Raw genomic sequence first — 13,055 nt, 5'->3', positions numbered from 1 at the left:
CCAAAAAAGAATGAATAAAATATTACCTGTTATAGTCTTAGTTTTAGTTCCATTTTTTATTAAAGCACAGTCTGTTTTAATTAGCCCAGGTGCACAAAGCATAAATGGAGATAGTACGAACCAAGACCAATTAAACGTTTTCGGTAAGGGGCTGCTCGTGGGACCAAAAGTTGAATTTACCGAAGATGACCCAGCTAGTAATGTGCATACCATGAGTTGTGCTACAGGAGTGCCAGATGTATCTCTTGCTGGAACATTAAAAGACCCTGGTGGAGATTTAAATTATTTTGGTGGTTTCGCTTATGATTGTGAGTTTGATTTCAAAACTGATAATATTTTTTTTCTTGCTTATCAATTAGATTTTGAATCCTTTGGGACTGAAGCTGAAGGTGATACTCTATTTGTTTTGAATTATTATACCTCTGAAATTATTGAAGCCTATTCTGGCAGTACTCTGCCAGAAAGGTTGGTCATCAGTGATAAAACGGTTAAAATTAAATTTAAGACTGATAGTGACCATAACACTGGTAGTGGTTTTGTGTTAAAGTGGAAAGCAATACTTCAAGATGAGGTAGCTACTGATATTCAGAATTATTTTGGAGAGGGTTTAGTTTATGATGCAATGTCAAGGTCTTTATGGTCTGGAAGGCATAATCCTTGGGTCTTCGATAAAAAAGGGCTTTATTCTACAGCTTTGGGTTTAGATAATGAGGCTACTGGTAATTATTCTACAGCTCTAGGTGCGAGGTCAATTTCTTCAGCTGATAATTCTACTGCAATTGGTTATAATTCAATTTCCACTGGTGCGTATTCCCTCGCTATGGGAACTCATGCAACCGTGTCTGGTAATAGTTCTATTGGTATTGGTAATTTTTCTGAAGCTCAGGGGGATTATTCTGTAGTGTTGGGTACTAGTAATTTAGCCGCAGGAGATTATTCTACGGCCATAGGGTATAAAACAAAAGCGGTCAGCTACAATTCCACAGCTCTAGGTTACAATACAGTTGCGTTAGGAAATACTTCAACAGCTATGGGTTATGAATCGATGGCTAATGGAGATTATTCTATCGCTATAGGTTATTCTACGGAAGCAAGTGGTGGTTTATCCACGGCTATGGGAAGTGATACAGATGCTTCAGGAGATTATTCCACAGCTATGGGTAATCAAACCAAAGCTCTAGGTTCAAATTCTACATCGATGGGGCTGTTTACCGAAGCCTCTGGTAATTCTTCTACAGCTATAGGTTATCGTACCAAGGCTTCTGGAGATTACAGCACGGCAAGTGGGACAAGAGCAACTACCAATGGTTTTAGAGGGGCAATGGTCATAAGTGATTATGTCGTTAGTACAGGAGATTCCTTAAAAGCAGATGCATCAAACAGGTTCTTGGCCCGATTCCATAATGGATATAAATTATACACCAATAATGATTTGTCGGCAAGTAGCATTGGCTTAATGGCTCTGAATAATGCCAACTCTTGGTCAAGTATTTCTGACAGTACTAAGAAAGAAAACTTCATAGCTTCTAATGGTGAAGACGTATTAAAAAGCGTCGCTGCTATGCGAATAGGCACATGGAATTATAAAGGTCAAAACGTAAACAAACACCGCCACTGGGGCGTAATGGCTCAAGACTTCCATCATCATTTTGGTAACGATGCCTATGGTACCATAGGAAACGACAGCACCATAGCCACAGCTGATTTTGATGGCGTAAGTTTTGCGGCCATAAAAGCCTTGGAAGCAAGGACTAGGGAGCTTCAAGAGGAATTGGCTACTGAAAAGAGGTTCTCGGCTTCGTTGAAAGCTGTGACAGATGATTTAAGAAAAGACATTGGTGCATACGCGTCAAGAATAGAAAAACTAGAGGCAAAATTAGAAGAACATACTTCGCTAAAAAGTGATTTCAAAGAGCTCAAAGAAATGCTATTAAAATCTGTGGCGGTGAAGGAAGACTAAATCAATGTAGCTTCTTTCTTTTTTAGTAGGTCATTTATGGTGTCCCAAAGGCCTATGCGTTTTTCTAAAGCTTTTTTGGCTATATCTAATGCTTCTTCCCATTTTTTATTATCAGAACCACAAAGTTCTGTAATCATTTGGAGAGAAAGTGGGCCGTGCTCATCGCCGTCAAGTTCTATGTGGCGTGCCAAATAGTAGTTTAGCTTATTATAAACTTTGTTTTCGGCGTCAGCACTTTCTAAGATTTCTATAAACATATCAGGAATTAAATCTTCTCTGCCAAAAGTAAAGGCAGATGCTATAAGATGTGGCTTATCGGTAGCTATCACTTCAAAAGAAAAGTTCACGAAATCTTTAACTCCATCATGTACATCAATTTCGTCTAGTGCATGGTTTATTGATTTTCCTGATTCTACTAATTCAATTAAAGCCTTTACAGGTTTGGTATTGGCGTTTACTTGCTCCATGGCATCCAGATACATCTCATAATGGCTTTTGGGTTCTCCAAGCTCATTTATATCACTTTCTTCTCCATGTACTATCTCGTTTATAAACCTTGAAAGCGTAGCATTGCTAGAGGGTACCCAGGGTATCTGAACCGTGGTGAGTTTTAACTGAAGAGCTTTAAGTAAAGACATAAAATCCCAAACGGCAAATACATGCTGCTCCATGAAGGTTTTAATGTCTTCTATATTATTTAGATTCTTATACAGTGCGTGATTTTGTAGCTGATTTCTTAAACCTGCGATTGACTGCTCTATATGCTTTATTCTGTTCATTTTTTATTCAAAGTAGTAATTCTTTATAAACGCATTTTGCCATTATAAAGACTATATTTTTTCGAAGAATATGGGATTTTGCAGACGCACTAAAAGAAAAAATCGCAACCGATTTTCATCAGCTGCGATTTGTGTTAACCCGGAAGGACTCGAACCCTCAATAAGGGCACCAAAAGCCCCTGTGTTACCATTACACCACGGGTCAATCGTGTAATTAGGCTGCAAAAATAGGGGCAAATTTCTTTCCTGTCAAGTCATTCTCTGAAAAAAAATAATAATATTTTTCAGTCTAAATGGCTCCGAGGAGGTAAGCCTCTATTATACAGTCACTAAAGGCTAAATTCCAGAAGCCTCTACTTCCGAAGAAATTTTGCTTACTAAGCCTTGCAGTACTTTTCCTGGTCCGCACTCCACAAAACTAGTAGCACCATCAGCCACCATATTTTGTACAGATTGTGTCCATCTTACAGGAGCAGTAAGCTGTGCTATAAGGTTTGTTTTTATAGCTGCTACGTCAGTTGATGGCTTCGCAGTCACGTTTTGATATATCGGGCATGTAGGCTCGTTAAACGTCGTGTTTTCTATGGCTGCAGCTAGTTGCTCTCTTGCCGGCTCCATTAGCGGTGAGTGAAATGCTCCTCCTACAGGTAAAACCAAAGCTCTTTTGGCTCCCGCCTCTTTCATTCTCTCGCAGGCTATCTCTATACCTTTAATAGTACCTGAAATTACAAGCTGCCCTGGGCAGTTATAATTAGCGGCTACTACCACTTCTCCAGTCTCTTCAGCCACAGCTGCACATATTTCCTCTACTTTGGCGTCATCTAGCCTTAAAACAGCCGCCATGGTTGACGGATTAATTTCACAAGCCTTTTGCATGGCATCGGCACGTTGGGCTACTAGCTTTAAACCATCTTCAAAAGACAAGACCCCCGCCACTACCAGTGAAGAAAATTCTCCTAAAGAGTGTCCTGCTACCATGTCTGCCTTAAATTCATCTGCACATAGGGCCTTAATTACAGAGTGAAGGTATACGGCTGGTTGCGTTACCTTAGTTTCCTTCAGGTCTTCGGCACTACCTTCAAACATGATTTTTGTAATCTCAAAACCTAAAATTTCATTGGCTTTATCAAAAAGCTCTTTGGCCTTGGCAGACTCTTCGTAGAGCTCTTTGCCCATACCACTAAACTGGGCTCCCTGACCTGGAAATACGTATGCTGTCATAATATTAAATGATTTTATTTTCTGTTGATTCTTGTTAGAATCTGTTTCTAATTTAAAACTTCGTTCAAAAATGCCTTAGCACCTTCCGTAGGCTTTTCACAGTCAATAGCCCTAATAAAAGCACTGCCTATAATGGCTCCATTGGCATATTGACTAGCCTCTTTAAACGTTTCTTTATCCTTTATTCCAAAGCCTATAAGACGTGGAATCTTTAGGTTCATTTTATTGACACGGTCAAAATAGCCTTTCATTTCTTCCGTAATTCCAGTAGTAGAACCTGTGGTAGAAGCGGAAGAAACCATGTAGACAAAACCAGATGAGTACTCGTCAATCTCTCTAATTCTTTCTTCAGAGGTTTGTGGCGTAATCAAGAAAATATTCAACAGGCCATGCTTGTCAAAAAGTGCTTTGAAATCTTCCAAGTATTCTGCCATGGGTAGGTTTGGTAATATCAAACCATCTACACCTACTTCCTCACATTTTTGACAAAACTCGGCTACACCAAACTGAAAAACGGGATTAATATCTCCCATCAAAATGATTGGGAGATTCACCTTGCTTCGCATTTCCTTTAAGTGCTCAAAAAGCAATGCCACAGACATGCCATTATTTAGTGCCTTAATGTTGGCTTTTTGAATAGTTTCACCATCCACCACAGGGTCAGAGAAAGGCATACCTATTTCCACCAAATCAGCACCACCTTCTTGAGCTGCTTCTAACAGCGGAATAGTGCTATCTAAATTTGGGAAACCTGCGGTAAAGTAGATGTTTAAAACCTCCTTAGGTTTGTCAATAAATAGTTTCTCCAGTCGATTCATCAATACGAGCTTATAAAAATTGTTTGATTATGGTTTTTCTACTTTTTCCAGTAGTCTAGTACCAACACTTTGTCTAAAACCGGCCCTAAACCTTCTCCAAACGCTTTGTGAGCTGGGTGTGGTAAATAAACGGCTCTTCCTTCTTCTGAGTCAAAAGTAAGGGTGAAAATATGTGTGAATCCTTCATCCAATCCTTCAGGGCTGTTATTTACACCCCACTCAAATCCTTTGATTTCGGGAATTTCGTTTGGTAAATTTTTAAAAGAAGCTACCACTGCATCCACATCTTCTTTGGCTACATCATCTTTAAATTTAAACATGACTACATGTCTTAGTTTTGCTGTTTCTTCTGTCATAACGGTTTCTGTTACTTCTTCTTCTTTTGTTTCTGTTTCAGGCTGACAAGCCATTCCTAATACGGCGATTGATAAAAATAAAAGTGTTTTTTTCATTGCTAAAGGGTTTGTATTTGGCTCTGCCAAATGGGTTGATTATAAGTGTTTCATGTAAGTACTCAAGTCTTTGTCACCTCTTCCAGAAAGACTCACCACCACAGTTTCGTCTTTGCCTGCGTTTAGTTTTGCTAAAACAGCTAGTGCATGAGAAGATTCTATGGCAGGAATTATACCTTCCAGTTTAGTCAGTTCAAAACCAGCAGCCAGTGCTTCGCCGTCAGTAGCATCATAGAATTTGGCTCTGCCAGACTCCCAAAGGTGAGCGTGCATTGGCCCTATGCCTGGGTAATCTAAACCTGCAGAAATAGAATGTGGTTCTACTACCTGTCCATCTGACGTTTGCATTAAAAGGCTTTTGCTGCCATGCAATACCCCTTTTTTACCTAAGAAAGTGGTAGCTGCAGACTTATCTGTGGTGATACCATGTCCAGCTGCTTCCGCTGCAATAATCTTAACAGAAGGTTCATCTAAGTAATGGAAATATGTTCCAGCGGCATTTGAACCACCACCTACACAAGCTACCAAATATTCAGGATTTGCTTTTCCTGTTTGTTCTAGAAGCTGCTTTTTGATTTCTTCGGAAATAACGGATTGAAACCTGGCTACCATATCTGGGTAGGGGTGAGGACCTACCACCGAGCCAATAATATAATGCGTATCCGTAGGATTATTAATCCAATGACGCATGGCTTCGTTGGTAGCATCTTTCAAGGTTCTAGAGCCGCTTTTGGCAGGCCTGACTTCCGCACCAAGCATTTTCATTCTAGCTACGTTTGGAGCTTGGCGTTCTATGTCCACCTCTCCCATGTACACTATGCACTCTATTCCCATTAAAGCACACACCGTGGCCGTGGCTACACCATGCTGTCCTGCACCAGTTTCAGCTACTATTTTATTTTTACCAAGCCTTTTAGCTAGTAATATTTGACCTATGGTGTTATTAACTTTGTGAGCACCGGTATGGCAAAGGTCTTCTCTTTTAAGGTATATGTTTGTTTGATACTTTTCCGAGAGCCTGTTGGCAAAGTATAAGGGGGTAGGCCTGCCTACATAATTCTTTAAAAGGTCGTTAAATTCCTCTTGAAATTCGTCCTTATAAATAATGTCTAGGTAGTTTTTGCGAAGCTCTTCCACATTAGGATAAAGCATTTCAGGAATCCACGCTCCGCCAAAGTTTCCATAATATCCTCTTTCGTTTACAGCAAAAGCTGAATTCTCTATTTGCAACATGTATAGGTTTTTCTCAATATCTGAGTGGTAAAATTAGCCAAGAATCTTTAAATGCCCTTAGTTCTTGTTCAATCTATCTAGGGCTTCTCTCAGCTTACGCAATTTTTCTATGTCTTTTAAAGCAGGTTCAATTTCAAACTTGCTGTTCACATCAATTCCCAATAAGGCAGGATTATTAATGTTTATTAACTCCTCAATATTACTGAGGTCTATCCCTCCGGCCAATAAGAATGGCGTATTTAAGGTGTATTGGTCTAACAAAGTCCAATCAAAAGTTTTCCCATGGCCACCATATCCGCCTTTAGCCTTAGTGTCAAAAAGAAATTGAGTACATGCTTTTTGGTAAGGTATTACGCTTTCAAAGTCAAAACCCTCATCCACAGAAAAAGCCTTCATCACAGGAATCTTTAGCGTTTCAAGCTTTTGACAATAATTGGTGGACTCGCTACCGTGTAGCTGAACTAGGTCTAGTTGATACTTTTTAACTTTTTCTATGACAATCTCTAAGGCTTCATTCACAAAAACGCCCACTTTCTTAGTTGTTTCAGGGAAGCTTTGAAGTATTTCTGGATTCCAGTCGATATCTAAATTTCGAGGCGATTTTTCAAAGAATATAAAACCCATGTAGTCTGGATTGACGGTCAAAACATCTTTGATGTTTTGATTATCTCTCATGCCACAGACTTTAAGTTTTAAATTCATTAGGCTTCTATTTCTTTTATAAAACTATCAAGTGCGGCTCCTGGGTTCTCTGTTTTCATAAAATTTTCACCAATCAAAAAGCCTTGGTAGCCTACATTCTTCAATTGCTTGATGGTGCTAGTTTGGCTAATACAGCTTTCTGATATTTTAACCATCTCTGCTGGTATAATCTTTATAAGCTCCAATGAGGCGTTTACATTGCTTTCGGCGAAATTTTTTAAATTTCTATTATTTACGCCAATCACGTCGATATGCTTTAAAGGACTCTTATCAAGTTCTTCTTCATTATGGATTTCTAATAAAACCTCTAATCCTAGCTCGTGAGCTTTGGTACTTAAGGTGTCAATTTGCTGGCTATCAAGACAGGCCGCTATTAGTAAAATTACATCAGCTCCCCAGGCTTTGGCCTCATATATTTGGTAGTTGTCTACCATAAAGTCTTTTCGTAAAATTGGAGTGTTTGGGTTAGCGGCTCTTGCTTTTAGCAAATCTTCTTTGCTGCCACCAAAAAACTTAGTATCTGTCAAGACACTCATGCCAGCAGCACCTGCATTAGAATAACCTGAGGTAATTTCAGCCACATCAGCATCAGCTTTAATGAATCCTTTTGAGGGCGATTTCCTTTTGAATTCTGCTATAATTCCAGAAGAACCAGTTTTAGTCAAAGAAGCCTTTAATGACAAACTTTTCCTTTTGAAATGCTCTGCTGCCTGAAGGTTTGCTATCGAGACCGTCTTCTGGGCGTTTTCTATTTCAATTCTCTTTTGTGCTACTATGGTATCAAGAATGGTCATGCTATCTTTTGGGATGCTTTTAGTTTGCAAAAATGAGGTTTTTGTACGGTTTAAGCTAAAATTAAAAACCAATTTTATGGAATAAAATAAGCCATTTTAATCAGTTTATAACACCTAGGTTTGAAACCTATGAGGAGGATGATATGGGAAAGTAATGAAAAATTTATAGGTCAAACGTCCACGAAATGAGTATTTTACTCGATTTAGTGCCACTTAAAGTTTTAAGTGTGGATACTTGGCTTTATTATTGTATTTATGGATTTAAATCAATTTCCTAATATTATGACAATTCAAAAAAGTACTTTTTTTATAGCAGCTTTTATATCCTTAGGGATGTTTGCCTGTAACTCTGACAGTGGAAGTGAATCAGCAATGACTCAGAGTGGTACATCAGCAACTGCAGCAAGCAGTGTATTAGAAGCTCCCGCGGCAGCTACTGCTAACACAAGCCCAGAGGCGAGTGTTTCTCAAATAAGTACTCAATCTTCAGGAACGGTGGTTCATCCGCCTACTAAACTTGGTAAATTAATGAACCTAGGTGCACCAGCTAACTTTAGTGCTTCTGGTTCAGGTTTAAATCCTGCTCATGGTATGCCAGGTCATAATTGTGATGTAGCGGTAGGTGCTCCATTGCCATCAGGGCCAGTAGCTCAGTCTGCTCCGGTTCCTGCAGCTTTAACGGCAGCACAACCAACTGTGGCAAGTACGCCAAACTTAAATGTGAATTTGAAAAATATAAATCCTGCTCATGGTCAGCCAGGGCATGATTGTGCAGTAGCAGTAGGTGCACCATTACCTGCAAAGGGTGCGGCCAAAGCTGCAGCTCCTGCAAGTATTTCAGCTCCAGCGGCTACTACTCCTAATTTCGGCTTGCCTGCTAATGTAGGTAAAGTAAATCCTGCACATGGTCAGCCAGGTCATGATTGTGGAGTAGCGGTAGGTGCTCCATTACCAGGCTAGTAGTAAATTACTTTCGAAATTTTATAGACTTTTAGAAACCTTCTTCAGCAATGGAGAGGGTTTTCTTGTTTTATAAGGCTGCTTATGTAGCGGGTAGTCTTAAGTCTATAAATATACTTTTGCAAAACGCTGTTTTCGGAAATGGAATACCTTAGGCATGTTTTCCATTCCTTCTACTAGTTTTACGTCTCCTAGTTTTGTTTTGCTAAAGGGCAAATATAAAAAAAGACAACCTGTTGTTTTAGCAATGAAATACAAAGGGCGTGGGGTATTTTAAAAGTATATTGCCTTATTATGCTTAAGATATGTCAAACAAAAGTATTATCTTAAAAATCTAATTTCAGAAAAATGAAAAAGATAATAATTGTATTGCTCTCTGCTTTGCTATTCAGTTCTTGCAGAAACAAACCGTCATCCAGTGGTAATTCTAGCTATGAAAAAAATAGTGTAGTTGACAATGGCTTTACTAAGAAGAGCAAACGTTCTAGCTCAAGTTCGGCTCAGTCGGTAAAAATGGATGATGAGAATATTACCCTAGAAAATTATCTTCGACAGGTACCAGGTTTAAATGTAAACGGGTCGGGCTATAATGCCACAGTTACAGTTAGAGGGGTCAAGACTTTGTTTGGAGCTTCGGGAGTTCTTTTTGTGGTGGCTTAGGAGAAGTACAAGGTTTAGTTCAAGTTAGAGATATTGCAAACTTGACAGTGCTCAAAGACGGCTCGGCTACAGCTTTATATGGCACTAGAGGCAGTAATGGAGTCATCATCATAAAGACTAAAAAATGATTTAAGTAAATCTTGTTGAATCTTACGCTTAGCGGATTTTTAGAAGATAAGGCTTTTAGGGGTACTGGATCAATGGTTTTTGAATATCCCAGATTTATAGATAGTATACATTTTATTTTTGATATTGGATATTCTCTTCTTTCAAGCCATAACAAAGCGAAGCTTTTTTTAGACCAAATTCTCTACCATTCTTTGCTTCATAGTTGGCATACAAATCGCCATTTTCTCTAAATGCTTGTTGAATGCCTTTTTCTTGCCCCATGTCAAGGTTTATTTTTTGGTGTAGTTCTCCCGTGGGATACCATTTCTTTTGTTCTCCATGGGCTTTTCCAAAGCTATAATTAAGGTGAGAAATTAAGACGTGACCTGGTTCAGACGACCACACCTTTTTCTCACCGTGAAGTTTTCCGTTACGATAATTTGCAACATGACTAACATGTCCATCAGGATACCAATGAATGGCTCGATTTTCTCTTTTTCCATTCACAATGCCTATTTTCCCCTTTAAGGTACTGTCTTGGTGAAAACTGACAGAATAGCCTGAATATGGTTGGTCATTTAATGTCCAAAGTGATGTTTTATTATCGTAGTACAGTACTGATTTATCAACGGTGATATTTGGTATTTCTAATGCAATATCAGTTGAATATGGGATTTCCTCGATTCTTCCCTCTTCCTTTTTTGTACAGCTTAACAGTAAAACACTTAACGGAAATACAATTTGAAAAATATGCTTCATTTTTTTGAAAAGGATGTAGAAAGGGGGCATTCCATATTACATACAGTTAATTCCGACTTGCTCCTTTCGGTTAGCTTATTGCATTAAAAAATCTTATTTGGCGTCCCTTGTAAGTCAGCTCCAAACAAAAGGATATAAGAGTTAATGTAAAACTCATTAATAACATGATAATGATAGAATTCTACGCCGTCACTATGTTGAGTGACGCCACTATGTCCCCCTGATTCGTCTAAGTCAGTAGGATAAGAACCATCCATTTCTTTTCTACCATATAACAAAAAACCATCAGACATGATACCAACCAACTTCCCGTCATCGTGGGACAATACCTTATTATCGTTTTCAGGTACGTCAGCAGCTTCGAGGTGATAATGGTATCCTCCTGGACCATTGTGAGCTCCTGCATAATCAAGTCCCGTAGCTGTTGGTAAGTCAAAAGGTCTATTTTGGCCTTCTTGGCCATTAAAAATAGGTACACCAGTGACCGATATTCCAATAGCACCTAAACCCGTAGCTGTACTTGCCGATGCCTTTTCTGGATTAAGTGGAAGTGTGACAGTATAGCTGCCTTCATTTATAAAGCCCGGCGTTAGATGATCGCCATATGTTTGTGCAATATATAAGGGATTCGTTTCTGGCCAATACGGAGATGTGTGGTTAGGCAAGCCTGTCGATTCGACGGTAACGTCGTTGTCACTAAACGAAAACGTTACTGCATCGGGGTTGAACTCATCAAATGCTGATAAAGGTGTACCGTTTGTAGATTCATCTGTTATTGTAACTGTGTCGTCATCCTTATCGCAAGATAAAAATCCTAATGCAATAAATACAGTTAACTTGGTCAGTTTTAAAGTCATTTTTTTCATTTCTAATACGATTTTAGTGTCTGAACCATAAAATTGTTCTTTATTTTATTACGTGTCGTGGTATGATTTCGTTGCCTTTCGCTTTAGCAGAGTCTCAAGTGTGGACTCTGTGGCGTTCCTTGGAGAGTTGTTGTTGAGTATGTAAAATGACACACTCACGCACAAAAAAACCTTCCCAATTTCTTGAGAAGGTTTTAATAAAGATTTGCTAAAAGCTATTATCTCATTCTGAAGTGAGAGAATGCTTTGTTTGCATCTGCCATTCTGTGCGTGTCGTCTTTTTTCTTAACGGCTGCACCTTCACCTTTAGCAGCAGCGATAATCTCACCAGCTAAACGCTCTGTAATGGTTTTTTCTCCTCTTCTACGAGCGTAGCTAATAAGCCACTTCATGCCTAAAGACTGACGTCTTTCTACACGAACCTCGATAGGCACCTGAAAAGTAGCACCACCTACACGACGGCTTTTTACTTCAACAGATGGAGAAACATTGTTCAATGCTTTTTTCCATGTTTCAAGGCCATTTTCCTCAGTTCTTTTTTCAACTAAGTCTAATGCTCCGTAAAAAATGCTGTACGCCAAGCTTTTTTTACCTTGAATCATCAAGTTATTTACAAATTTTGTAACGTTAGTGTCTCTGAACTTAGGATCAGGCAATACGTAACGTTTTGGCGGTTTTCTTTTTCTCATTTCTTTGTTTTTTTAATGAGGTTTCGTTTTAAAAAACTAATTCACATTACTCAGTAATGAGTAACATTACTTCCCTGTTTTATATATCATTGGATATTGCTACCCTAATTTAAAACAATGGGGACTACTTTTTGGCTGCTTTTGGTCTCTTAGCACCATACTTAGAACGACCTTGCATTCTACTCGCTACACCTGCTGTATCCAATGCTCCACGAACGATGTGATAACGTACACCAGGAAGATCTTTGATTCTACCACCTCTTATCAATACGATAGAGTGCTCTTGTAGATTATGACCTTCACCCGGAATGTATGCGTTCACTTCTTTTTGGTTTGTAAGTCTCACACGAGCTACTTTTCTAAGGGCCGAGTTTGGCTTCTTAGGAGTAGTAGTGTAAACACGAGTACAAACGCCACGACGCTGTGGGCAAGAATCCAATGCAGGAGATTTCGACTTATGCTTAAGCTGCTCTCTTCCTTTTCTTACTAACTGTTGTATAGTAGGCATTGTAAAAATTAAAAATGTTAAAAAAATAAATACTCCCTTAAAAAGGGAGTGCAAAGGTACAGAAATTTATTTTATTCCTATGCCATGACATTAAAAGTTTTCTATCAATATCTTGGTAATGGTTTTAGGGTGTAAAATCCCCGCTATATTATAAAGGTATAAATAGGCTTTTAAGCTTCCCCCATTGGCCCACCAAAATTCATTGGAAAAGGAACCGACTCATTACTTTCTCTTATGTCCCCAAAGTTGTCTTCGTATTTACTGATATTATCTTGCAGGGCTACAAGCAACCTTTGAGCATGCTCAGGAGTAAGTATGATTCTTGATTTTACCTTTGCCTTAGGAACGCCAGGCATCAATCTTATAAAGTCAATGACAAATTCTGAATTAGAGTGGGCAATCATGGCAAGGTTAGCATATACTCCTTCTGCCATTTCTTCAGATAGTTCAATGTTTATCTGTTGGTCGTTAGCTTTTGTGTTTTTTGTCATTATTTCGGCGTTTAGCAATTATTGTCAAAACTAATTAATTGTTTTCGATTGCACC

At 38.9% G+C, this 13,055-nt stretch carries 16 protein-coding genes and 1 tRNA gene; 4 read left to right on the top strand and 13 right to left on the bottom strand.

Features of this window, described 5'->3' with window-relative positions:
• The first annotated feature begins 10 nt into the window (after window positions 1-10).
• The gene (locus AADJ06_RS16295) at window positions 11-1,960 is read left to right on the top strand and encodes a tail fiber domain-containing protein (protein WP_341227547.1); all 1,950 of its coding nucleotides are present in this window, start codon (window positions 11-13) and stop codon (window positions 1,958-1,960) included.
• Here AADJ06_RS16295 and AADJ06_RS16290 read toward each other — a convergent pair.
• The 8 genes from AADJ06_RS16290 to trpC all read right to left on the bottom strand — a co-directional run bounded on the left by AADJ06_RS16290 (window position 1,957) and on the right by trpC (window position 7,989).
• Window positions 1,957-2,739 carry a DUF3050 domain-containing protein gene (locus AADJ06_RS16290; protein ID WP_341227546.1) on the bottom strand — a complete coding sequence of 261 codons (783 nt, stop codon included), beginning with the start codon at window positions 2,737-2,739 and terminating at the stop codon, window positions 1,957-1,959. The genes AADJ06_RS16295 and AADJ06_RS16290 overlap by 4 nt on opposite strands.
• A gap of 134 nt (window positions 2,740-2,873) precedes the next feature.
• Window positions 2,874-2,944, bottom strand: a tRNA-Gln gene (locus tag AADJ06_RS16285).
• A gap of 131 nt (window positions 2,945-3,075) precedes the next feature.
• Window positions 3,076-3,960, bottom strand: a complete 885-nt coding sequence (gene fabD, locus AADJ06_RS16280; protein ID WP_341227545.1) for an ACP S-malonyltransferase — start codon at window positions 3,958-3,960, stop codon at window positions 3,076-3,078.
• 47 nt (window positions 3,961-4,007) lie between these two features.
• Window positions 4,008-4,778, bottom strand: coding sequence for a tryptophan synthase subunit alpha (trpA, locus tag AADJ06_RS16275; RefSeq protein WP_341227544.1), 771 nt, complete (start codon window positions 4,776-4,778; stop codon window positions 4,008-4,010).
• 38 nt (window positions 4,779-4,816) lie between these two features.
• On the bottom strand, window positions 4,817-5,230 hold the full coding sequence (locus tag AADJ06_RS16270) for a Dabb family protein (RefSeq protein WP_341227543.1): 414 nt from the start codon (window positions 5,228-5,230) through the stop codon (window positions 4,817-4,819).
• A gap of 39 nt (window positions 5,231-5,269) precedes the next feature.
• Window positions 5,270-6,463, bottom strand: coding sequence for a tryptophan synthase subunit beta (gene trpB / locus AADJ06_RS16265; protein WP_341227542.1), 1,194 nt, complete (start codon window positions 6,461-6,463; stop codon window positions 5,270-5,272).
• Between the two features lie 57 nt (window positions 6,464-6,520).
• The gene (locus tag AADJ06_RS16260; protein ID WP_341227541.1) at window positions 6,521-7,165 is read right to left on the bottom strand and encodes a phosphoribosylanthranilate isomerase; all 645 of its coding nucleotides are present in this window, start codon (window positions 7,163-7,165) and stop codon (window positions 6,521-6,523) included.
• Complete coding sequence (gene trpC / locus AADJ06_RS16255) at window positions 7,165-7,989, bottom strand: indole-3-glycerol phosphate synthase TrpC (RefSeq protein WP_341227540.1); 825 nt, start codon at window positions 7,987-7,989, stop codon at window positions 7,165-7,167. The genes AADJ06_RS16260 and trpC overlap by 1 nt, the downstream gene beginning before the upstream one ends.
• A gap of 252 nt (window positions 7,990-8,241) precedes the next feature.
• On the opposite strand from trpC, the gene AADJ06_RS16250 reads away from it, so the two are divergent.
• From AADJ06_RS16250 to AADJ06_RS16240, 3 genes are all read left to right on the top strand, one after another.
• Complete coding sequence (locus AADJ06_RS16250) at window positions 8,242-8,919, top strand: hypothetical protein (protein ID WP_341227539.1); 678 nt, start codon at window positions 8,242-8,244, stop codon at window positions 8,917-8,919.
• A gap of 348 nt (window positions 8,920-9,267) precedes the next feature.
• On the top strand, window positions 9,268-9,579 hold the full coding sequence (locus AADJ06_RS16245) for a hypothetical protein (protein ID WP_341227538.1): 312 nt from the start codon (window positions 9,268-9,270) through the stop codon (window positions 9,577-9,579).
• 41 nt (window positions 9,580-9,620) lie between these two features.
• Window positions 9,621-9,707 (top strand): hypothetical protein, encoded by an 87-nt coding sequence (locus AADJ06_RS16240; protein WP_341227821.1) that lies wholly within the window; start codon window positions 9,621-9,623, stop codon window positions 9,705-9,707.
• 112 nt (window positions 9,708-9,819) lie between these two features.
• Here AADJ06_RS16240 and AADJ06_RS16235 read toward each other — a convergent pair whose 3' ends face one another.
• From AADJ06_RS16235 to AADJ06_RS16215, 5 genes are all read right to left on the bottom strand, one after another.
• A complete protein-coding gene (locus tag AADJ06_RS16235; protein ID WP_341227537.1) occupies window positions 9,820-10,446 on the bottom strand; it encodes a membrane-binding protein in 627 nt (208 codons plus the stop codon).
• A gap of 83 nt (window positions 10,447-10,529) precedes the next feature.
• Window positions 10,530-11,111, bottom strand: coding sequence for a YHYH protein (locus AADJ06_RS16230; RefSeq protein WP_341227536.1), 582 nt, complete (start codon window positions 11,109-11,111; stop codon window positions 10,530-10,532).
• A gap of 419 nt (window positions 11,112-11,530) precedes the next feature.
• Window positions 11,531-12,001 carry a 30S ribosomal protein S7 gene (rpsG, locus tag AADJ06_RS16225; RefSeq protein ID WP_341227535.1) on the bottom strand — a complete coding sequence of 157 codons (471 nt, stop codon included), beginning with the start codon at window positions 11,999-12,001 and terminating at the stop codon, window positions 11,531-11,533.
• A gap of 124 nt (window positions 12,002-12,125) precedes the next feature.
• Window positions 12,126-12,509 (bottom strand): 30S ribosomal protein S12, encoded by a 384-nt coding sequence (gene rpsL, locus AADJ06_RS16220; RefSeq protein ID WP_111373596.1) that lies wholly within the window; start codon window positions 12,507-12,509, stop codon window positions 12,126-12,128.
• A gap of 170 nt (window positions 12,510-12,679) precedes the next feature.
• A complete protein-coding gene (locus tag AADJ06_RS16215; protein ID WP_341227534.1) occupies window positions 12,680-13,000 on the bottom strand; it encodes a DUF3467 domain-containing protein in 321 nt (106 codons plus the stop codon).
• Window positions 13,001-13,055: the final 55 nt, after the last annotated feature.

It is taken from the genome of uncultured Arcticibacterium sp. (assembly GCF_964021845.1).
Taxonomy (GTDB): domain Bacteria; phylum Bacteroidota; class Bacteroidia; order Cytophagales; family Spirosomataceae; genus Arcticibacterium.
Note: the sequence above shows the minus strand (reverse complement) of the source record. Positions and strands in the feature narration are given on the sequence as shown.